The 19,319-nt window shown below is 74.7% G+C and carries 16 protein-coding genes and 3 tRNA genes; 13 read left to right on the top strand and 6 right to left on the bottom strand.

Going from position 1 to position 19,319, the window contains the following annotated elements:
• Window positions 1-79: 79 nt before the first annotated feature.
• The 3 genes from ABT299_RS48970 to ABT299_RS48960 form a co-directional block, all read right to left on the bottom strand.
• Window positions 80-167 (bottom strand) — tRNA-Ser (locus ABT299_RS48970).
• Between the two features lie 41 nt (window positions 168-208).
• Window positions 209-279: transfer RNA gene (locus ABT299_RS48965), tRNA-Ala, on the bottom strand.
• A 15-nt stretch (window positions 280-294) separates the two neighbouring features.
• Window positions 295-366 (bottom strand) — tRNA-Trp (locus tag ABT299_RS48960).
• Between the two features lie 325 nt (window positions 367-691).
• Between ABT299_RS48960 and ABT299_RS48955 the strand changes: the two genes are divergently transcribed.
• The gene (locus ABT299_RS48955) at window positions 692-1,264 is read left to right on the top strand and encodes a hypothetical protein (RefSeq protein WP_190854373.1); all 573 of its coding nucleotides are present in this window, start codon (window positions 692-694) and stop codon (window positions 1,262-1,264) included.
• Window positions 1,265-1,278: 14 nt separating this feature from the next.
• On the opposite strand, the gene ABT299_RS48950 is transcribed toward ABT299_RS48955, so the two are convergent.
• The gene (locus tag ABT299_RS48950) at window positions 1,279-2,856 is read right to left on the bottom strand and encodes a Na+/H+ antiporter (protein WP_500255016.1); all 1,578 of its coding nucleotides are present in this window, start codon (window positions 2,854-2,856) and stop codon (window positions 1,279-1,281) included.
• A gap of 287 nt (window positions 2,857-3,143) precedes the next feature.
• On the opposite strand from ABT299_RS48950, the gene ABT299_RS48945 reads away from it, so the two are divergent.
• Window positions 3,144-3,701 (top strand): CGNR zinc finger domain-containing protein, encoded by a 558-nt coding sequence (locus ABT299_RS48945; protein WP_500255015.1) that lies wholly within the window; start codon window positions 3,144-3,146, stop codon window positions 3,699-3,701.
• 246 nt (window positions 3,702-3,947) lie between these two features.
• Here the strand turns inward: ABT299_RS48945 and folP are convergent, their stop codons facing one another.
• The gene (gene folP / locus ABT299_RS48940; RefSeq protein WP_500255014.1) at window positions 3,948-4,790 is read right to left on the bottom strand and encodes a dihydropteroate synthase; all 843 of its coding nucleotides are present in this window, start codon (window positions 4,788-4,790) and stop codon (window positions 3,948-3,950) included.
• Window positions 4,791-5,024: 234 nt separating this feature from the next.
• Here folP and ABT299_RS48935 point away from each other — a divergent pair, with 234 nt between their 5' ends.
• The 5 genes from ABT299_RS48935 (at window position 5,025) to ABT299_RS48915 (ending at window position 10,607) form a co-directional block, all read left to right on the top strand.
• Window positions 5,025-6,059 carry a GDP-mannose 4,6-dehydratase gene (locus ABT299_RS48935; protein ID WP_190854483.1) on the top strand — a complete coding sequence of 345 codons (1,035 nt, stop codon included), beginning with the start codon at window positions 5,025-5,027 and terminating at the stop codon, window positions 6,057-6,059.
• A 32-nt stretch (window positions 6,060-6,091) separates the two neighbouring features.
• A complete protein-coding gene (locus ABT299_RS48930) occupies window positions 6,092-6,355 on the top strand; it encodes a ubiquitin carboxyl-terminal hydrolase 14 (protein ID WP_190854382.1) in 264 nt (87 codons plus the stop codon).
• A gap of 49 nt (window positions 6,356-6,404) precedes the next feature.
• Window positions 6,405-7,991, top strand: a complete 1,587-nt coding sequence (locus ABT299_RS48925; RefSeq protein WP_190854384.1) for an MFS transporter — start codon at window positions 6,405-6,407, stop codon at window positions 7,989-7,991.
• A gap of 71 nt (window positions 7,992-8,062) precedes the next feature.
• Complete coding sequence (locus ABT299_RS48920; RefSeq protein WP_190854386.1) at window positions 8,063-8,950, top strand: LysR family transcriptional regulator; 888 nt, start codon at window positions 8,063-8,065, stop codon at window positions 8,948-8,950.
• A 64-nt stretch (window positions 8,951-9,014) separates the two neighbouring features.
• Window positions 9,015-10,607, top strand: coding sequence for a Na+/H+ antiporter (locus ABT299_RS48915; protein WP_347256599.1), 1,593 nt, complete (start codon window positions 9,015-9,017; stop codon window positions 10,605-10,607).
• A 91-nt stretch (window positions 10,608-10,698) separates the two neighbouring features.
• On the opposite strand, the gene ABT299_RS48910 is transcribed toward ABT299_RS48915, so the two are convergent.
• Window positions 10,699-11,610 (bottom strand): Lrp/AsnC family transcriptional regulator, encoded by a 912-nt coding sequence (locus ABT299_RS48910; RefSeq protein WP_190854388.1) that lies wholly within the window; start codon window positions 11,608-11,610, stop codon window positions 10,699-10,701.
• A gap of 709 nt (window positions 11,611-12,319) precedes the next feature.
• Here ABT299_RS48910 and ABT299_RS48905 point away from each other — a divergent pair.
• The 6 genes from ABT299_RS48905 (at window position 12,320) to ABT299_RS48880 (ending at window position 19,078) form a co-directional block, all read left to right on the top strand.
• Window positions 12,320-13,756 (top strand): GuaB1 family IMP dehydrogenase-related protein, encoded by a 1,437-nt coding sequence (locus ABT299_RS48905; RefSeq protein ID WP_347256600.1) that lies wholly within the window; start codon window positions 12,320-12,322, stop codon window positions 13,754-13,756.
• Window positions 13,757-13,891: 135 nt separating this feature from the next.
• Complete coding sequence (locus ABT299_RS48900; RefSeq protein ID WP_500255013.1) at window positions 13,892-15,163, top strand: hypothetical protein; 1,272 nt, start codon at window positions 13,892-13,894, stop codon at window positions 15,161-15,163.
• 111 nt (window positions 15,164-15,274) lie between these two features.
• The gene (locus ABT299_RS48895) at window positions 15,275-16,792 is read left to right on the top strand and encodes an LCP family protein (RefSeq protein WP_190854394.1); all 1,518 of its coding nucleotides are present in this window, start codon (window positions 15,275-15,277) and stop codon (window positions 16,790-16,792) included.
• 113 nt (window positions 16,793-16,905) lie between these two features.
• Complete coding sequence (locus ABT299_RS48890; RefSeq protein WP_500255012.1) at window positions 16,906-17,367, top strand: hypothetical protein; 462 nt, start codon at window positions 16,906-16,908, stop codon at window positions 17,365-17,367.
• An 86-nt stretch (window positions 17,368-17,453) separates the two neighbouring features.
• On the top strand, window positions 17,454-18,515 hold the full coding sequence (locus tag ABT299_RS48885) for an enolase C-terminal domain-like protein (protein WP_500255011.1): 1,062 nt from the start codon (window positions 17,454-17,456) through the stop codon (window positions 18,513-18,515).
• The gene (locus ABT299_RS48880; protein ID WP_500255010.1) at window positions 18,515-19,078 is read left to right on the top strand and encodes a P-loop nucleotide/nucleoside kinase family protein; all 564 of its coding nucleotides are present in this window, start codon (window positions 18,515-18,517) and stop codon (window positions 19,076-19,078) included. The genes ABT299_RS48885 and ABT299_RS48880 overlap by 1 nt, the downstream gene beginning before the upstream one ends.
• Window positions 19,079-19,319 lie beyond the last annotated feature (241 nt).

Below are 19,319 nucleotides of genomic sequence, written 5' to 3'. Positions count from 1 at the left end.
GCGTCCGCTATACCCCCGCCGGCCCCCCGCGGGGGTCCGCCCCCCGCCCGCACCCCCCCCCCGCGGCGGTCCCCGTGAATGGCGGAGGGTAAGGGAGTCGAACCCCTTCGAGTTTCACCTCGACGTCAGTTTTCGAAACTGCTGCCTTACCGTTCGGCCAACCCTCCTCGCGCGGACGGGGGAGCGTCCGGCGGCGGCCGGGACCGCGTGGACCGGCAGGGAGTCGAACCCTGATCACTTCCTTGCAAGAGAAGTGTGCTTCCGTTGCACCACAGGCCCGTCGATCGTGCTCAGCAGGGGCGGTAGGAGTCGAACCCACTTTCCGCCGGTTTTGGAGACCGGCCGCCTATCCGGTGGCTCACCCCTTCGCACTTCCGTCCGACATGTTCGATCATGCGCCTTTTCGCGCTCCGCTCGCAATGCATTTACCGGCGAACGGCGCCCGGTCGGCGGCGACGCGTCCGGGCGCGGTAAGTGGCGGTCCGGGCACGGAGAGGAACGATCAATATGCGCCCGTACGGCACGTATAAGCGTGGTGTAAGGTCCAACGACGCACGGGGCGAACACCGCGAACCCGCCCGTTGGCAGGCACGGCAGGCCGAGGACTTCCTGCAGGGCGCCCCCGTGGTGAAACCCAGGACAAGCGTGACATCACGGTATGTGATGAAAGAAGAAGGCGAGGGGGCCCGCCATGAGGCACGCACGGGACGGGGCTGCCGCCGCGATGAGCGCGGCCTCGAGGATTCTCGTCGCCCGGGGGAAGAACGAGCCCCAGGAGATGGAGAACCCCGACGTCGCCTGGGGACAGCGCGCGCGGGACGGCGTGTGGGTGCCGACCAAGGACGGGCAGCGGATCCATATCGGCATCGACGTGGCGGCGGCCGACACGGTCGCCCAGGTGCTGCGGCCCAGCCTGCGGGTGTTCGTCGGCGTGGACGTCGACACCGACATCGTCGCGCAGACGACCGACAACGGCGTGCGGCTGCTCACGGTCGTCCACGGGCCCGACGCCCCCTCGGAGTTCCGCTTCCCGGTGTCCCTCGCCGACGGGCTGGCCCTGGAGGCGATGCCGTCCGGCGGCTACGACGTCGTCCACCTGCGTTACGGCGCGACCGTGGGGCGGCTCTACAACCCGTGGGCCAGCGACTCGATGTTCCGCCAGGTGAAGGCGGACTACACGCTGGAGGGGTCGGCCGTCACCATGCGCGTGCAGCACACCGACGCCTACTACCCCGTCGTGGCGGACCCCCACTACGCCCGCTGAGGCCGTGACGGCCCCTAGGAGCGGCTGCGGCGGATGACGACCGGGTCCTCGAAGTCGAGCTCGCGGCTGATCTGGCGGAGCGTGCCGGCGCCGATCCTGCCCTTGCGGTAGAGCGCGGTCAGCTTCGCGCGCTGCGCCCTGACCAGCTCGGCGCGCACCTTGCGGCTGTTGGGCGGCGGCGCCTCGGTGCCTGCCTCCTCCTCGTCCATGAGGTAGCGGACGCGCTCCAGCCGCAGCTCCAGCATCTGCCGGAACGCCTCGGAGGTCTGGTCGTCGACCTGCTCGTCGTCGGTGAGCTCGTCCAGCCGGGTCAGGGCGGCCTGCAGCCCGGCCTTGCGCGCCGTCATCACCTCCAGCCGCCGCTTGTCGGACTCGATCAGCCCGAGGCCGCGCAGCAGCGGCGGCAGCAGCGGCGCCTGCCCGACCAGGGTGATCAGCACGACGAGGGCGGTGAGCAGCACCAGCACGCCCCGGTCGGGGCCGACCGCGGCCGGCAGCGACAGCGCGATCGCCAGCGAGATCGCGCCGCGCATCCCGCCGAGGCCGATCACCAGCCGCTGCCGCCACCCGAGCCCCTCCTGGCTCCGCCGCCCGCCCGGCAGCAGCCCGGCGAGCGGGCCGTTGCCGAGCTCCCAGGCGAGCCGCACGCCGATGACGACGGCCGACACCGCGAGCGTGGTCAGCAGCACCTCGTGCCAGGTGTGCCCGCCCGGCTGCCGGATGATCTCCCGGATCTCCAGGCCGAGCAGCACGAACAGCGCCGACTCCAGCAGGAAGGTGAGGATCCGCCAGAACGTGTCGCCCGCCAGCCGGGACGCGGGCTGCAGCACGCCCTCGCCGTGGGTGCCGATGGAGAAGCCCGCCACCACCGTCGCCAGCACCCCGGACGCGCCGAAGTTCTCCGCCGGGATGAACGCCGCGTACGGGGTGACCAGCGACACGATCACCTGGCTGATGGGGTCCTGGATGCGGCGCCGGATCCGGCGGATCACCACGCCGAGCACCAGCCCGTAGGCGACGCCGCCGAGCACCACCTGGACGAGCCGGACGGCGCCGTGCGCGGGCGCGAACCCGACACCGATCGCCTCGATGGCGAGCCCGAAGATCGTCAGCGCGACGCCGTCGTTGATCAGGCTCTCGCCCTCCAGGATGGTGACCAGCCGGGCGGGCGCGCCGAGCCGCTGCAGGACCGCCGTCGCGGCGACCGCGTCGGTGGGGGCGACCGCGGCGCCGAACGCCAGCGCGGCGGCCCAGCCGAGCCCGGGCAGGAGCGCGTGCACGGTGGCGGCGACGGCCCCGGTGGTGACGGTGGTCAGCCCGAACGCCAGCGTGACGATCGGCACGGCGTCGGCGCGGGCCTCGCGCGGGGCGGTGAAGAACGCCGCGTGGTACACCAGCGGCGGCAGGAAGCCCATCAGCACCAGATCGGGCGGGGCGACGACGGCGGGCAGCCCGGGCACGAACCCGGCCCCCATCCCGAGCAGCACCAGGAGGATGGCGTCCGGCAGGTGCAGGCGCCCGGAGAGCGCCCGGGCCGCCAGCACCACGACGGCGACGACCAGGAAGACGATGAACAGCCGGTCCCCCTCCACGCCGTGATCCTCTCCGGATCGCGGCGCGGTACGCGCGCGGCGGCGGAACCGCCGCCGGCGCCGGGCCCGATATGGAACGTTCCCGCAGGCAGTGGGGCCGGAACCGGCTGCGCCGTGCCGGCAGGGTCGGCGTTACCGGGGCCGCCGGTCGTCATATGGTGGGGGCCGGGCCGCGTTCCGGCCCCGGCGGCGCTGCCGGGCGCACGACCGTCCTGCCCTCGTCGGGGCGGTCTGGGGGTCGCCCCCCAGGAGCAGTACGACCCCGGTCCCCCGAGACTGGAGCCACAGTGATCTTCACCCATGACACCGAGCACGCGCTCGCCGTCGTCGTCGACCTGATCAACACCGGTGCCGCCGCGTCCGGCACCGAGGAGCTCGACGGGCTGCCGGGGCTGCGCGCGTTCGTCGGGCGCAGCGCGTTCAGCGACGTCGGCGAGCTGGCCGAGGCCGACCTGGCCCGGGTGCTGGAGCTGCGCGACCGGTTCCACGCGGTGTTCCGGACCGGCGACGTGCCCACCGCGGTCCGGCTGATCAACGAGATCGTCGGCGAGGTCCGCACCACCCCGCACCTCACCGACCACGACGACTACGACTGGCACGTGCACTTCTTCGCGCCGGGCGCGCCGGTGGGCGAGCACCTGGCGGCCGACTGCGGGATGGCGCTGGCGTACGTGGTGGCGGCCGGCGAGCTGGACCGGCTGCGCACCTGCGAGGCCCCCGACTGCTCGCGCGTGCTGGTGGACCTGTCGCGCAACCGCTGCCGCCGCTACTGCGACAGCCGGACGTGCGGCAACCGCATGCACGTCGCCGCCTACCGGGCCCGCCAGCGCGAAGCGGCACTGTAATTCTGCAACCCCGGCCCAAGGGCCTCGCCTAGCGGCTCGGCCCTTGACCGTGCTTGGGCGAGCGCGAACTCGCTTCGCGAGCTGAGCGGTGGGGCTCGCCTCCGGCATCGCCCCACCGCTCAGATAACGCGCTCGCGCGAGGGCCGGGGCCGTCGCGCTCGCACTCGTGCGGTGGTTGGGGCGCTTGCTCTTGCGCGGGAGGTGGGGCGTTCTTAGCGCGGGGGCGCCTTTCGTTCGTTCGGTCGCTTACTCGGGGGCGACGGCGGCGACGGCGTCCAGGGCGCGGCGGGCGGCGGCCACGTCGTGGACGCGGAAGACGCGGGCGCCCAGCAGCGCCGAGACGCCCAGCACGGCCATCGTGCCGACGCCGCGCCTGTCGACGGGACGGCCGAGGGCCTCCCCGATGAAGTCCTTGTTGGACACCGCGACCAGTACCGGCCAGCCGGTCGCGGTCAGCTCCCCGAGCCGCCGGGTGATCTCCAGCGAGTGCCGGGTGTTCTTGCCGAAGTCGTGCGCGGGGTCGATGAGGATCGCCTCCCGCGCCACCCCGAGCGCGAGCGCCCGCTCGGCCTCGGCGGTGACGTGCCCGATCACGTCCGCGACCACGTCGTCGTACCCGATCCGGTGCGGCCGGGTGCGCGGGTCGAGCCCGCCGGCGTGCGCGCAGACCAGCCCGACGCCGTGCGCGGCGGCGACCTCCGCCAGCTCCGGGTCGGGGCCGCCCCAGGTGTCGTTCAGCAGGTCGGCGCCCGCCTCGGCGACGGCCGCGCCGACCTCCGCCCGCCAGGTGTCGACGCTGATCACCACGCCGGGGTGCCGGTCCCGGACGGCGGCGACCAGGTCCACCACCCGGCGCAGCTCCTCGGCGACCCCGACGTCCTCGCCGGGGCCGGCCTTGACGCCGCCGATGTCGATGATGTCGGCGCCGTCCGCGACGGCGCGGTCCACCGCGTCCAGCGCGGCCTCGAAGCCGTAGGTCGCGCCCCTGTCGAAGAACGAGTCGGGCGTCCGGTTCACCACGGCCATGATCGCGTGGCGGCCGAGGTCGCGCCCGTTCAGCCGCAGCGGCGCGGCGTCCGGAGAGGTCATGATGCCCCACACCGTGGCACATGCGGGGGCCCGGACGCCATGCGGCACGGCGCCCGGAAGCGCCTCCCAGGGCGGCCGGCCGGGGCCGGGACATCGAACCTGAAGCAAATTCGGTTCAAACGGCGCCCTCCCTCGTCAGCATCACCACCGGGTCGCTAACCTCATATTTCACGCTCGCCCGGGTTCGCCCCGCGGTGGGCCCCGCGTCGCACCGACCAGCCCATGGAGGATCCGCTGTCCAGGCGAGCACTCATCACCGGCATCACCGGACAGGACGGCTCGTACCTGGCCGAGCATCTGCTTGAGCTGGGGTACGAGGTGTGGGGCCTGGTCCGGGGGCAGGCGAATCCGCACGTGTCGCGGCTGCGCAAGCACATCGGCGACGTCCAGATCACCACGGGCGACCTGCTGGACCAGGGCAGCCTGATCTCCGCGGTCGAGCGGGTCCGGCCCGACGAGGTCTACAACCTCGGCGCGATCTCCTACGTCCCGATGTCGTGGCAGCAGGCGGAGCTCACCGCCGAGGTGACCGGCATGGGCGTGCTGCGGATGCTGGAGGCCATCCGGGTGGTCTCGGGCATCAGCCCGTCCCGCACCCCCGGCAGCGAGCAGATCCGGTTCTACCAGGCGTCGTCCTCGGAGATGTTCGGGATGGTCCGGGAGACCCCGCAGAACGAGAAGACGCCCTTCCACCCGCGCAGCCCGTACGGCGTCGCCAAGAGCTACGGGCACTACATCACGCAGAACTACCGCGAGTCGTACGGGATGTTCGCGGTCAGCGGCATCCTGTTCAACCACGAGTCGCCGCGCCGCGGCGCCGAGTTCGTCACGCGGAAGGTGTCGCTCGGCGCGGCCCGCATCAAGCTCGGCCTGGCCGAGGAGCTGCGGCTCGGCAACCTCGACGCCCGCCGCGACTGGGGCTTCGCCGGCGACTACGCCCGCGCGATGCGGATGATGCTCGCCCAGGACTCCCCCGAGGACTACGTGATCGGGACGGGCCAGACCCAGTCGGTGCGCGAGCTGGTCGAGTTCGCGTTCCGCACCGCCGGGCTGAACTGGGAGGACCACGTCGTCCTGGACGACCGGTACACCCGCCCGGCGGAGGTCGACCTGCTGTGCGCCGACCCGAAGCGGGCCCGCGAGCAGCTCGGCTGGGAGCCCGAGGTGGACTTCGAGGGCCTGGTGACCATGATGGTCGAGTCGGACCTGCGGCTGCTCGCCGGGTCCGCCCGCCCCGAGGACGAGCCGTTCAGTCCCGACCACTGGTGATCCGTTGACGGCGGGCGTGGCACGATGCCCGTATGGCCACTTGTGAGCACGTGCAGTCCATTCCGCTCGAGGATCCGGCGCCGAACACGCCGCAGGGCTGCCAGGAATGCCTGGAACAGGGCACCCGGTGGGTGCACCTGCGGCTCTGCCTGAGCTGCGGGCACGTCGGCTGCTGCGACTCCTCCCCCATGCGGCACGCCACGGCGCACTACCAGAAGGAGGGGCACCCGATCGTCCGCTCGTTCGAGCCCGGCGAGGACTGGCGCTGGTGCTTCGCCGACGAACTGATCGTGTGATGCGGGCGGCGAAGCCGGGCGGGAGGGCGTCCTCCGGCGGGAGGCGCTGATGCCGGACGTCCGGTTGGGCACGGCGCCGGGGCGCTGGATCCTGCTGGCGACCGTCCTCGGGTCGAGCGTGGCGATGCTCGACTCGACGGTGGTCAACGTGGCCCTGCCGAGGCTCGCGCGGGACCTGCACGCCGACATGGCGGGGCTGCAGTGGACGGTCAACGCCTACACCCTCACCCTCGCCGGGTTCATCCTGCTCGGCGGGTCCCTCGGCGACCGGTACGGCCGCCGCCGGATCTTCCTGATCGGCGTGGTGTGGTTCGCGGTGGCGTCGGTGCTGTGCGGGATGGCGCTGAACGTCGAGATGCTGGTGCTCTCGCGGGCGCTGCAGGGGATGGGCGGCGCGCTGCTCACCCCCGGCTCGCTGGCGATCATCCAGGCGTCGTTCGCGTCCGACGACCGGCCGCGCGCGGTCGGCGCCTGGTCGGGGCTCGGCGGCGTCGCCGGGGCGGTCGGCCCGTTCGCGGGCGGCTGGCTGGTGGAGGCGGCGGGCTGGCGGTGGGTGTTCCTGCTCAACGTCCCGCTCGCGGTGGTCGTGGTGCTCGTCGCCGCGCGGCACGTCCCCGAGAGCGTCGATCCGGCCGCCCGCGGGCGCTTCGACGTGCCCGGCGCCGCGCTGGCCGCCCTCGCCCTGGCGGGGACGACGTACGCGCTGACCGAGGCGCCGGCCGGCCGCACGCCGGGCGCCGTGATCGCCGTCGCCGCCGTGGCGGGCGTCGCCGCGGCGGCCGGGTTCGTCCTGCTGGAGCGGGCGCGCGGGCGGGGCCGGCGGCTGTTCGGCGGGCGGGTCCGGCCGGGCGGGCGCGAGGTGCCGCAGCCGATGCTGCCGCTGGACGTGTTCGCCTCCCGCCAGTTCTCCGCGGTCAACGTCGTCACGTTCATCATGTACGGCGGGATGGGCGTGCTGTTCTTCCTGTTCGTGCTGAACCTCCAGGTCGTCGGCGGGTTCTCGCCGATCGCGGCGGGCACCGCGCTGCTGCCCGTCACGGCGCTGATGCTGCTGCTGTCGGCGCGGGCGGGCGCGCTCGCGCAGAAGATCGGCCCGCGGCTGCCGATGACCGCCGGGCTGGTGGTCGCCGCGTTCGGGATGCTACTGGTCGGCCGGATCGACAAGGACTCCTCCTACGTGCGGGACGTGCTGCCCGCCGTGGTGGTGTTCGGGCTGGGGCTGGCCGCGGTCGTCGCGCCGCTGACCGCGACGGTGCTGGCGACGGCGGACGTCCGGCACGCGGGCGTCGCCAGCGGCGTCAACAACGCGGTCGCTCGGGCCGCCGGGCTGCTCGCGGTCGCGGCGATCCCGCCGCTGGCCGGGCTGACCGGCGACGCCTACAACGACCCCGCCCTCTTCTCGCACGGCTTCCGCATCGCCATGACGGCCTGCGCGGGGCTGCTGGCCGCGGGCGCCGTCCTGACGTTCTTCACCGTGTCCAGCGACGCGCTGCGCGCGCCGACCGGCGAGCAGGTCGAACCCGAGTGCCGGCGGCACTGCTCCGTCGGCGCCCCGCAGCTCCAGCCCGAACCGGACGCCGTCCCCGCCGGCTCTCCCGGGCCGGACGACCGGAACGCGGCGCCGCCGCGGTCGTGACCGCGCGGCCGTTCCGGGCCGATTCCGGCTATGTCCAGGACCGGAGCGGTTCGTTGTCATACGGTCGTGGCATGAATCTGCGGCAGCTGCGCTACGTCGTGGCGACCGCCGACCACGGCACGATGACGTCGGCGGCCCAGGCTCTCTATGTCGCGCAGCCGGCGCTGTCGCGCGCCGTCCGCGAGCTGGAGCGGGAGCTCGGCGTGGAGCTGTTCGCGCGCTCCGGCCGGGGCGTGGTCCTCACTCCCGTCGGCGAGCGGGTGGTCCGTGAGGCGCGGGCGGCGCTGGACGCCGTCGACGCGATCGAGGGGATGTCGGCGGCCCGCTCCGACGGGCGCGGCGCCGAGCTCCGCGTCGCCACCACGCCGTCGCTGGAGCCGGAGCTGACCGGGCGGCTGCTCCCCCGGTTCGCCCGGGACCAGCCGGCGGTGCGGGTCCGGGTGGTGCGGTGCGCGGGCCGGGAGGAGGTCGCCGCCCTGCTGCGGGCCGGGCGCGCCGACCTCGCGCTCACCGACCTGCCGGTCCCCGGCGACCTGACGGCGCACCCGTTCGAGCAGCGGGAGATGGTGCTGGTCTCGCCGCCGGCGCTGCGGGTCCGCGAGCCGGTGCCGCCCGCCGCGCTGGACGGCATGCGGCTGGTGCTGCCGGCCCGGGGCGGCGCCCGGCGCGCGGAGGTCGACGCGGTGCTGCGGCGGACCGGCGCGAAGCCGGTGCCGGTCGCGGAGTCCGACGACCGGGCCGCCTGGCTGGGCTGGGTGCGCGCCGGGCTCGGCTCGGTGCTGTGGTACCGCAACCAGCTGGAGGACACCGACGGCCTGGCCGTCCGGTCGTTCATGCCGCCGATCACCCGGCTGGTCGGGCTGGTGCACGCGCACCGGCGGCTCCCGCCGTCCGCCCGCGACTTCCTGGCCTTCGCGAAGGACGACGGGCGGGAGCCGCGCGGGCGCGAGCCCCGCTGATCACGTCCCTCCCCGGCCGGCCGTCGGGTTCGGAGTGGCCGGTCGGCCGTGCCATGATCTGCGCGTGGAGACGACGCACGCACTCTGGCTGCTGGCCGTGCCGGTCGGCGCGCTGATGGTGGCCGCGGCGGCGCGCCGCGGCGGAGCGCCGGCGCCGCTGGTCCTGGTGATCGCGGGGCTGCTGTTCTCGTTCGTGCCGGGCGTTCCGGAGTTCGAGCTGAACCCGGAGTTCGTCCTGTACGTCTTCCTGCCGCCGCTGCTGTTCTCGGCCGCGTGGCAGAGCTCGTACGCCAACATGCGGGAGAACGCCTGGTCGATCGGGCTGCTGTCGGTCGGGCTGGTGCTGTTCACCACGTTCGCCGTCGGGTACGCGGCCCACGCGCTCGTCCCGGGGCTGCCGCTGTCGGCGGCGTTCGTGCTCGGCGCGATCGTCGCGCCGCCGGACGCGGTCGCGGCGGTCAGCGTGGCGCAGCGGCTCGGGCTGCCGCGCCGCATGGTGACGGTGCTGGTCGGGGAGAGCCTGTTCAACGACGCGACGGCGCTGACCGCGTTCCGCGTCGCGGTGATCGCGGCGACGGGCGCGGGCTTCACGCTGGCGGACGGGGTGTGGCGGTTCCTGTTCGCGGCGGTGGCCGGCGCGGCGGTCGGGCTGCTGCTCGGGCCGCCGCTGCACTGGCTGCGGACCCGCATGAACGACCCGCTGGTGGAGAACGGGGTGGCGGTGCTCGCGCCGTTCGCGGCGTACCTGATCGCCGAGAGCGTGCACGCCTCCGGCGTGATCGCGGTGGTGGTCAGCGGGATCTACCTCGGCCACCGGTTCACCGAGTCGGCGCCGGTGACCCGGCTGATCGGGCACTCGTTCTGGAAGGTCGTCGTCTTCGTCCTGGAGTCGGTGGTGTTCCTGCTGATCGGGCTGCAGCTGCCGCCGGTGGTGGACGGGGTGTCCGGGCACGGCTGGCCGGAGCTGACCTGGTGGGCGGTGGCGATCTTCGCGGTGACGGTCGCGGCCCGGTTCGTCTGGGTGTTCCCCGCGTCCCGGCTGCCGCGGCTCCTGTCGCGCCGGCAGCGCGCCCGCGAGGACGTCGGGTTGCGCGGCGCGACCGTCGTGTCCTGGGCGGGCATGCGCGGGGTGGTGTCGCTCGCGGCGGCGTTCGCGATCCCGTTCGAGGCGTCGCACGCCCCCTTCCCCGGCCGCGACCTGATCATCTTCTTCACGTTCACGACCGTGCTCGGGACTCTGCTGGTGCAGGGGCTGACGTTCCCGGCGCTGATCCGGGTGCTGCGCATCGGCAGCGAGCGGGAGCGCTACACCGACACGGTGGCGGAGGCGGGCGCGCAGCACGCGGCGGCGAAGGCGGCGCTGGACCGGCTGGAGGAGCTGAACGCGGCCGAGGAGCTCGACGAGGCGGTCGTGCGGCGGCTGCGGCAGCTGGCCGAGCACCGGCAGCTGCGGGCGTGGGAGCGGCTCGGCGGCGGGACGGGCCCGGAGGGCGAGGAGGTCCCGACGGCCACCTACCGGCGGCTGCGGCGGGAGATGCTGGCGGCGGAGCGGCGGGTGTTCGTGCAGATGCGCGACGACCGCCGGATCGACGACGAGGTGCTGAACCGGGTCCTGCACGAGCTGGACCTCGAGGAGGTCGCGCTCAGCCGCGACTGACGCGGCCGACCGGGCGCCTGCGCGGCCGCCCGGCCGCGGTCGCGGTCGACGCCGCCGGGGCGCCGGGAACGGCGCCCTCGGCGGCTCTCCTTCACGCCCCGTTCAGGGGCCGCTCGGGGAGTTCGACGGCGTAGGACTCCTTCACCACGTCCAGGTGGTGCCAGGACTCCCGCACCGTCACGCCGGGCACGGACCGGATCCCGTCCAGGACGGCGACCAGCTCCGCGCGGGAGGCGGCCTCGGCCTGGCCGACGATGTCGTACCGGCCGAACCCGGTCGCCAGGTAGCGGACGCCGTCCTGCGCGGCGACCGCCTCGGCGGCCTTGCGGAGCCCGCCGGTCACCAGGAGCCCGAACCCGCCGAGCTCGGCGGCGCCGAGGGCGAGGGGGTCGGCCAGCCCGGTGACCTGGATGACGCCGGTGCGCATCAGCCGGACGACGCGGGCCCGGGTGGCGGCCTGCGACAGCCCGATGATGTGGGCGAGCCGGGTGTAGGGGGCGCGCCCGTCGCGCTGCAGCTCCTGGAGCAGCCGCCAGTCGATGTCGTCGAGGGTGACCTCGCCGAGCTCCCGCACCACCGCGTGGGTGTCGCGGACGGTGCAGACCGAGCGGAAGACCTCCGCCGAGCGCACGCCGGGGACGGACCGCAGCCGGTCCACCTCGGTCGCGAGCGCGGCGTCGTCGCGGGTGCGGACCTGCGCGACCAGGTCGTGCGGGCCCGCTGTCAGCGCGGCGAAGCTGACCGCGGGGAGGCCGGCGACGGCGTCCGCGACCTCCCGGGCCGAGCCCTCCACGGTGACCGAGACGTGCCCGATCGCCTCCGCGCCGACGACGGCGGCGTGCACGATGCCGACGACGCGCACGACGCCGGTCTCGAGAAGGTTCTGCACCCGTGCCCGCACGGCCGTGCGGGAAAGCCCGACACGGTCGGCGAGCGCCTGGAACGTCGCCCTGCCATCCCGCTGGAGCTCGCGGACGAGCACGGCGTCGACCGCATCCAGCACGGCTGTCCTCCTCGACATGTGATGAATCGTTCTGCTGGCAACTGCAAGATCATTCCATTTCAAGACGGTATGGCGTCAAATATTGATCTTGCTCGTGTTCGCCCCGCCCGGCGACCGTCGAAGCGTCGGCGCCGGGTTCCGGGCGGCGCCGTTTCCGACGCCGCGCCGACCGGTCCGGGAGCGCAACGCGGCCGGGCCCCCGGGCGCGCGCGGGCCCGTGCGAGGGCGGGCGGCGGGCGCGCGGGGTGGCGATGGTCACTCCCGGGGGGACGGTGCGGGCGGGGCGGCCCGCGGCGCGGACGGACGGTGCTGACCGGGTTCGAGTGCGTGACCTGCATTCCGCCTTCTCCCGGTGTTCTGATGTGCGCGCCCCCTACGGCGGGTCGGCCGTCCGCGTGACGCACATGTAAGAAAAGTGCATCGGGGGCGCAGTTACGTCAAGAGGTAACTTTACAGAGAGCCAAGCCTCACGTTGCACGCTTTTCAGCCTCGTCCGCGAAGACACTTCCGTAACGCCTGGAAGGGCGCGGACACAACGCGGGAGATCACCCGGACGATCCCCGGGGACACACGACCATCACCCCCGGTCACGGGCCTGCGGGGGGCCGGCGCGGCCCCGGGCGAGCGCTTGGCCGGAGCACTCGCGGGTATGGATCACAATGTACGGTGGCCCAGCCACTCTGATCCGCGATTGGTGTGTAGTACAGCCGTGCACCTGCTGAACGGTGAGCGTTCCGCTCACGATCTCACCTACAACGACGTCTTCATGGTCCCGCGCCGCTCCGCGGTCGGGTCCCGCCTGGAGGTGGACCTTTCCACGATCGACGGCAGCGGGACCACCGTGCCGCTGGTCGTGGCGAACATGACGGCGGTGTCCGGCCGCCGGATGGCCGAGACCATCGCCCGCCGGGGCGGCGTCGCGGTGCTCCCGCAGGACATCCCCGTCGAGGTCGTCTCGGAGGTCATCGGCTGGGTGAAGCGCCGCGACCTGGTGGTGGACACCGCCATCCGGCTGGACCCGGGCAGCACCGCGGGCGAGGCGCTGGCGCTGCTGCCCAAGCGCGCGCACGGCGCCGTGATCGTGGTGGAGGACGACCGGCCGGTCGGCGTGGTGACGGAGGCCGACTGCCAGAGCGTCGACCGGTTCGCGCAGCTGCGCGACATCATGTCGCGGGACCTGGTGACGCTGCCGCACGGCGTCGACCCGCGCGAGGCGTTCAACCGGCTGCACGAGCGCGGGCACCGGCTCGCGCCCGTGGTGGACGCCGAGGGCCGGCTCACCGGCGTGCTCACCCGGACGGGCGCGCTGCGCGCCACGCTCTACAAGCCCGCCGTCGACACGGCGGGGCGCCTGCGCGTCGCCGCGGCGGTCGGCGTGAACGGGGACGTCGCGGGCAAGGCGAAGGCGCTGCTGGAGGCGGGCGCCGACCTGCTCGTGGTGGACACCGCGCACGGCCACCAGGAGAAGATGATCGGCGCGCTGGCCGCCGTGCGGGGCCTGGACCCGTCGGTGCCGGTGGTGGCGGGCAACGTGGTGACCGCCGAGGGCACCCGCGACCTGATCGAGGCGGGCGCCGACATCGTCAAGGTCGGCGTGGGCCCGGGCGCGATGTGCACGACCCGGATGATGACCGGGGTCGGGCGGCCGCAGTTCTCGGCCGTGCTGGAGTGCGCCGCCGAGGCCCGCCGGCTCGGCCGGCACGTGTGGGCGGACGGCGGCGTCCGGCACCCGCGCGACGTCGCGCTCGCGCTCGCGGCGGGCGCGGCGAACGTGATGGTGGGCTCCTGGTTCGCCGGCACCTTCGAGTCGCCGGGCGACCTGCAGCGGGCCGCCGACGGCCGGCTGTACAAGGAGAGCTTCGGCATGGCGTCGGCGCGGGCCGTCCGGCTGCGCACCGCCGAGGACTCGCCCTTCGACCGGGCCCGCAAGGCGCTGTTCGAGGAGGGCATCTCCACGTCGCGGATGTTCCTGGACCCGCGGCGCCCCGGCGTCGAGGACCTGATCGACTCGATCGTGGCCGGGCTGCGCAGCTCCTGCACCTACGCGGGCGCGCGCACCCTGGAGGAGTTCCACGAGCGGGCGACGGTCGGGATCCAGAGCGCGTCCGGCTACGCCGAGGGGATGCCGCTGTCCACCAGCTGGTGACCCGCCGCTGACCGGCTCGCGGCGCCGGATTTACGCGACACGGCCCCGGAACGGCCTCCCGACCAGCCCGGTGACCTGCACGCTCTTGGTGCGGGGCGGGGATGCGGGGTCCGCCGCCCCGGAGGGGGCGGCAGCATGGTCGACGGGGATCCGGCGGGCGCGTCCGGCGGGGCCGGGCGGGGGCCGGCCGGCGGGCGCGCGGCGCCCGTCCGGCTCGCCGAGGCGCTGCTGGTCGCGGCCGTGTCGCCGGTGGTGCCGGGCATCGCGCATCTGCGGGCCGGGCGGGTCCGGCTGGGCGGGGCGCTGCTCGGCGCTCAGGCGGCGGCGCTGACCGCGGCGGCGCTCGCCGCCGGGCGCTACCGGGCGCTGTTCCTGGAGCTGTCGGCGCGGCCGTCCTGGCTGCTGGCACTGGCGGCCGCCTGCGTGGCCCTGGCGGCCCTGTGGGCGCTGCTGATCGCCCACTCGTACGCGGTGCTGGCGCCGGAGGGGCTCTCGCCGCTGTGGCGGCTGGCCGGGGGCACCACCGTCTCGGTGCTGTGCCTGCTGGTGATCGTGCCGCCGTTGAGCCTCGCCCAGTACGGCTACGTGCAGCGGCACCTGATCCGGGCGGTCTTCGCGGACGGGCCGGTGGCGCCCGCCGCCGTCCAGGTCGCCGCCCGGCACGGGGCGGCGCGGGACGCGGCCCGGCGCCCGACCGCGCCGCGCCTCAACGTGCTGCTCATCGGCGCCGAGCCCGGCGAGCCGCAGGCCCCCGAACGCGTCGGCGGCATCACCCTGGCCGCGGTCGACGCCCGGTCCGGCGCCACGACGCTGCTGAGCCTGCCGGACGGCCTGCGCCGCGTCCCGGTGTGGTCGGGCACGGAGCCGGTCCCGTTCCCTCCGGGGCGTCCGCTGGCCGACGTGTACCGCGAGGGCGCCGCGCATCCGGAGCTGCTCGCGGGCGGCGGGCCCGTCCGGGACGCCGGCGCCGAGCTGCTGAAGCGGACGGTCGCCCACATGCTCGGGCTGGACGTCCCCTACTACGTGAAGGTGGACGCGCGCGGGGTCCGGGAACTCGCCGGGACGACCTCACGCGCCGCACCTGCCAAGAAAGGCTGTCCTTTTTGGGCAAATTTTCGGGAAACCGGGCCATTGGCGGTGCTGAAGCGATACCAGCGACTCGCCCGGGTTCTCATCAATTCGGTAAACACCGACGTGCCCCGCCGGCTGCTCCCGGCGCTCGCCGGGCTGGCCGCCAAGATCGAGAAAGCCGAGATCACGAGCCTGCGACCAGCGGCGTCCGCCGCCTCCCTGCCCCGTGCGGACCACCCCGCACTGCGCGCCCTGGCGGCGCGGGAGCCCGGCGACCCGGTCCCGGCCGCCCGGCCCGCGAGCGGATTGCCTATCCTGATCGAGAGCTGCAACTGATCGACGTCGCGCTCGCATGCGGTCGACTCCCACGCAACCTTTGTCCGGTTCTGCGCGTCCATAATGTGAGCCAGGGGCTTAATTCACCATGGGTGGGGGACGGAGCGTTACATGTCGAGTCCATCGGCGGGCGGACGCGTCCCGGAAGATGACGTGGACCGTTCCTCGGACGGCGCGGGGGGCCTCCCCCGCGCGCTGGCGCTGACCCTGGCGTCGGCGCTCGTCTGGGGCGTGGCGCACCTCGCCGCGGGGCGCCGGGTGGCCGGCGGGCTCCTGCTCGGCCTGTGGGTCGTGGCGGTGGCGGCCCTGGCGGTCACCGTCACCGTCTACCGCTCCAGCCTCGTCCACCTCGCCGTCCGGCCGGACGAGCTGCAGCGCCTGGCCGCCGGCATCGTCGTCCTCGGGGTCGTGTGGGTCGCCGTGGTGATCCGCTCCTACCTGGTGGTGCGCCCCGCCGGGCAGTCGATCAGCGCCCGGACGCTCGGCGCCGCCGCCGTCGCGGTGATGTGCTTCGCCGTCGCGGTGCCCGTGGCGTGGGGCGCGCACAGCACCTACGTCTACCGGGACGCGCTGACGAGCATCTTCCGCACCGGCAGCCAGAACGGCCGGCAGATCGACACCTCGGACCCGTGGGACGGGCAGCCGCGGGTGAACATCCTGCTGCTCGGCGGCGACTCGGCGGCCGACCGGACCGGCGTGCGCACCGACAGCATGACGCTCGCCAGCGTGAACACCAGGACCGGCGAGACGGTGCTGCTGAGCCTGCCGCGCAACCTGGAGAAGTTCCAGATGCCGCCCGGCCCGGCGCGCGACCGGTTCCCGTACGGCTTCACCGGCGACGGCCCGGAGAACCCGGGGCTGCTGAACGAGGTGTACGAGTACGCCGAGAACCACCCGGACGTGGTGCCGGGCGTGCCGAAGAACCGCCGCGGCCCCGAGCTGCTGAAGGCCACCATCGCCGGGATCCTCGGGCAGCGCGTCGACTACTACATCCTGGTCGACATGTTCGGCTTCGCCGACATCGTGGACGCGATGGGCGGCGTGAAGATCAGGGTCACCCAGCCCATCCCGTACGGGCTCGACGGCCAGGTGCTGCAGCCCGGCTACCGGACGCTGAAGGGCAAGGAGGCGCTCTGGTACGGGCGGTCCCGCACCGACAGCGACGACTACGTGCGGATGGGCCGGCAGAAGTGCCTGATGCGGGCGATCGCGCAGCAGGCCGACCCGCAGACCGTGCTGACCAGCTTCGACAAGCTCGCCGCCGCGGCGAAGCGGACGCTGTCCACCGACATCCCGCAGGAGCTGCTGCCCGCGCTGATCAAGCTGTCCGGCAAGGTCAAGGACGGCGCGCAAATCAACAGCCTGCAGTTCGTCCCGCCGCTGATCAACTCCGGGAACCCGGACTTCGGGCTGATCCGCCGGCTGACCGCCAAGGCCGTCGCCCCGGAGCAGGCGCACCCGACCGGCTCGACGAGCCCGTCGCCGACCGGCTCGTCCAACCTCGCGGCGAACGGCTCGCCGAGCGCGACGCCGAGCGCGGGCGCGTCGGACGGCGCGTCGCCGAGCCCGTCGGGGCCGCCGGCGCCGGAGAGCAAGCCGACGTCCCTCGCGGCGACCTGCCCGTCCTGATCGTCGCGCCGGTCCTTCGCACCGGTCCTTCACGAGCGGTCCCTCACGGGCGGTCCTTCACGGGCGGTCCTTCACGGGTGGTCGCGCGGCGGCGGTGGCGCGACACTGGCCGGGTGAAGCCCGCATACCGTGTCCGCTCGGTCGTCAACGTCGTCAACCTCTCGACGCCGCTGGGCCTGCTGCTCGCGCTGACGGCGGCGCGCCCCTCCGGCGGCGGCCCCCGGCTGCGCGGCGCCGGGGACGGCCTGCTGGTGGCGGGCGGCTACCGGCCGCCGGTGCCGGTGGCGTCGACGTTCACGGTCGGCAACGTGATCCTGGTCCGCGGCGACGCGTCCGGCCTGCCGTCCGACCCCCGGCTGCTGCGGCACGAGGCCCGGCACGCCACGCAGTACGCCTGGTGCCTCGGCATCGTCATGATCCCCCTCTATCTCGCGTGCGCGGGCGTGTCGATGGCGCTGTGCGGCGACTGGGCGTCCTTCAACCCCTTCGAGCGGCTCGCGGGGCTGGCGGACGGCGGCTACGAGCGGCGCCCGCTGCGCCCGTTCCTGCGGCCGTTCCTGCGGGGCCGCCGCTGACCTCCCGCCCGTCCGGTGTTCGGGCAGGTCCCGCGAGGGGGGATCATTGAAGGAGAACACTTCCGACCACGAGAGGGCGGGTACGGGTGCCCCGGATCCTTGGCTGCGACGCCTTCCGCGTCGCGATGCCGCGCGGGCGGCGGCCGGAGAGCATTCTCGTGCGGCTCTCCGGCGGGGACGGCGCGGCGGGCTGGGGCGAGATGGCCGTCCCGACCGGGACGGCGAACCCCGGGCCCGGCTGGGCCGACATCGAGAAGCGGATGGCGCCGGCGCTGATCGGCCTGGACTGGGACCGCCCCGAGGACGTGTCGGCCGCCGCCGACCTCGGCGCGAACGAGGCCGCCGCGGCGATCGACGTCGCCTGCTGGGACCTGTGGTGCCGGGAGCGGGGCCTGCCGCTCGCGCACGCGCTCGGCGGGACGCGGACGTCCATCGTCACCGGCGCCCGGCTCGGCCCCGAGCCGATCCTGGACACGGTCGCGTCCCGCGCCAACCGGGCGGTGGGCGCGGGCCACACCCGGGTGACCCTGCCGATCCGGCCGGGCTGGGACGTCGAGCCCGTCCGGGCGCTGCGGGAGGCCTACCCGGCGCTGGCGCTCGTCGCGGACGCGGGCCACGCCTACACCGAGTCCTCCGAGCACATGGCGGTGCTGGAGGCGCTGGACGCCTACGGGCCGGTGGCGATCGAGCGGCCGTTCGCCGCCGACGACCTCGCGGCGCACGCCCGGCTCCAGCTGCGCGTCGGCGCGGCGGTCGCCCCGGCGGTCGGCGACCTGGAGACCCTGGACGCGGCGATCACGCTGGAGGCGGGCCGCGCGCTGCACCTGCGGCTGGACCGGCTCGGCGGGCTGACGGCGGCGCGCAGCGCCCACGACCTGGCGTACGCGGCGGGCTGGGACGTGTGGTGCAGCGGGTGCGGCGCGTTCGGCATCGGGCAGGCGGCGGCGGTGGCGCTGGCGGCGCTGCCGGGCTGCACGCTGCCGAGCGACGTGTCGGACCCGGCGGGCGGTCCGGTGTTCGTGACGCCGCCGGTCCGCTCGTCCGGCGGGGTCGTCGGGGTGCCGCTGACCCAGCCGGGCCTCGGCCACGAGATCGACGAGGCGCGCATCGGGCGGCTGGCGACCCGCCGGATGCGGCTGCCCGCCTGATGCCCGCGGACGTCTGGATCGTGGCGGGCCCGCCCGGCGGCGGCAAGTCGACCGTGTGCGACCTGCTGCTGGCGCGGCTGCGCCCGGTCCCGGCGCTGCTCGACAAGGACACCCTGTTCGGCCCGTTCGTCGCGGCGACGCTGGCCGCGCACGGCCGCGACCCCGGTGAGCGCGAGGGCCCCTGGTACGACGAGCACGTCAAGCGGCACGAGTACGCCGGGCTCACCGCTGCGGCGCGGGAGATCCGCGGGCACGGCTGCCCGGTGCTGCTGAGCGCGCCGTTCACCGGGCAGATCCGCTCCCCCGCCCGCTGGGCGGAGTGGGTGGAGGCGCTCGGCGGCGCGCGGGTGCGGCTGCTGTGGATCCGCACGGACGCCGCCACGCTCCGGCACCGCCTGGAGCGGCGCGGCCTGCCCCGCGACGCGGGGAAGCTGGCCAGGTTCGACGCCTTCGTCGCGCGGATGCGGCCGGAGGAGCCGCCTCCCGTCCCGCACGCGGTCGTCGACAACCGGCTGGCGGCGCCGCGCCCGCTGGAGGCGCAGCTGGACGCGCTGCTCGCCTGACGGCCCGCGCGCGTCACGGCCCGCGCGCGTCACGGCCCGCGCGCGTCACGGGCGGCGCGCGTTACGGGGCCGCGTGGGTTACGGGCCGCGCGCGTCACGGCCCGGTGGGTTACGGGCCGGTGGTTCCGGGGCCGGGGGGGGGGCGCGCCCCCCGCGCGCGGCGCGGGCCCGCGGGGGCCGGCGGGGGGCGACCCCCGGGGGGGTTTTTGTTGGGGGGGTGGTTTGGGGGGGGGGCGCGGGG

This window comes from Spirillospora sp. NPDC000708 (genome assembly GCF_040299565.1).
In the GTDB taxonomy this organism is placed as follows: domain Bacteria; phylum Actinomycetota; class Actinomycetes; order Streptosporangiales; family Streptosporangiaceae; genus Spirillospora.
This window is presented reverse-complemented; position numbering and strand designations above follow the sequence as displayed.

Coding starts and splice junctions, on each gene's coding strand:
- ABT299_RS48920 (WP_190854386.1), top strand. CDS start 8,063: ATGAATCTGCGGCAGCTGCGCTACGTCGTGGCGACCGCCGACCACGGC.
- ABT299_RS48900 (WP_500255013.1), top strand. CDS start 13,892: ATGGTCGACGGGGATCCGGCGGGCGCGTCCGGCGGGGCCGGGCGGGGG.
- folP (WP_500255014.1), bottom strand. CDS start 4,790: ATGACCTCTCCGGACGCCGCGCCGCTGCGGCTGAACGGGCGCGACCTC.
- ABT299_RS48925 (WP_190854384.1), top strand. CDS start 6,405: ATGCCGGACGTCCGGTTGGGCACGGCGCCGGGGCGCTGGATCCTGCTG.
- ABT299_RS48895 (WP_190854394.1), top strand. CDS start 15,275: ATGTCGAGTCCATCGGCGGGCGGACGCGTCCCGGAAGATGACGTGGAC.
- ABT299_RS48955 (WP_190854373.1), top strand. CDS start 692: ATGAGGCACGCACGGGACGGGGCTGCCGCCGCGATGAGCGCGGCCTCG.
- ABT299_RS48880 (WP_500255010.1), top strand. CDS start 18,515: ATGCCCGCGGACGTCTGGATCGTGGCGGGCCCGCCCGGCGGCGGCAAG.
- ABT299_RS48930 (WP_190854382.1), top strand. CDS start 6,092: ATGGCCACTTGTGAGCACGTGCAGTCCATTCCGCTCGAGGATCCGGCG.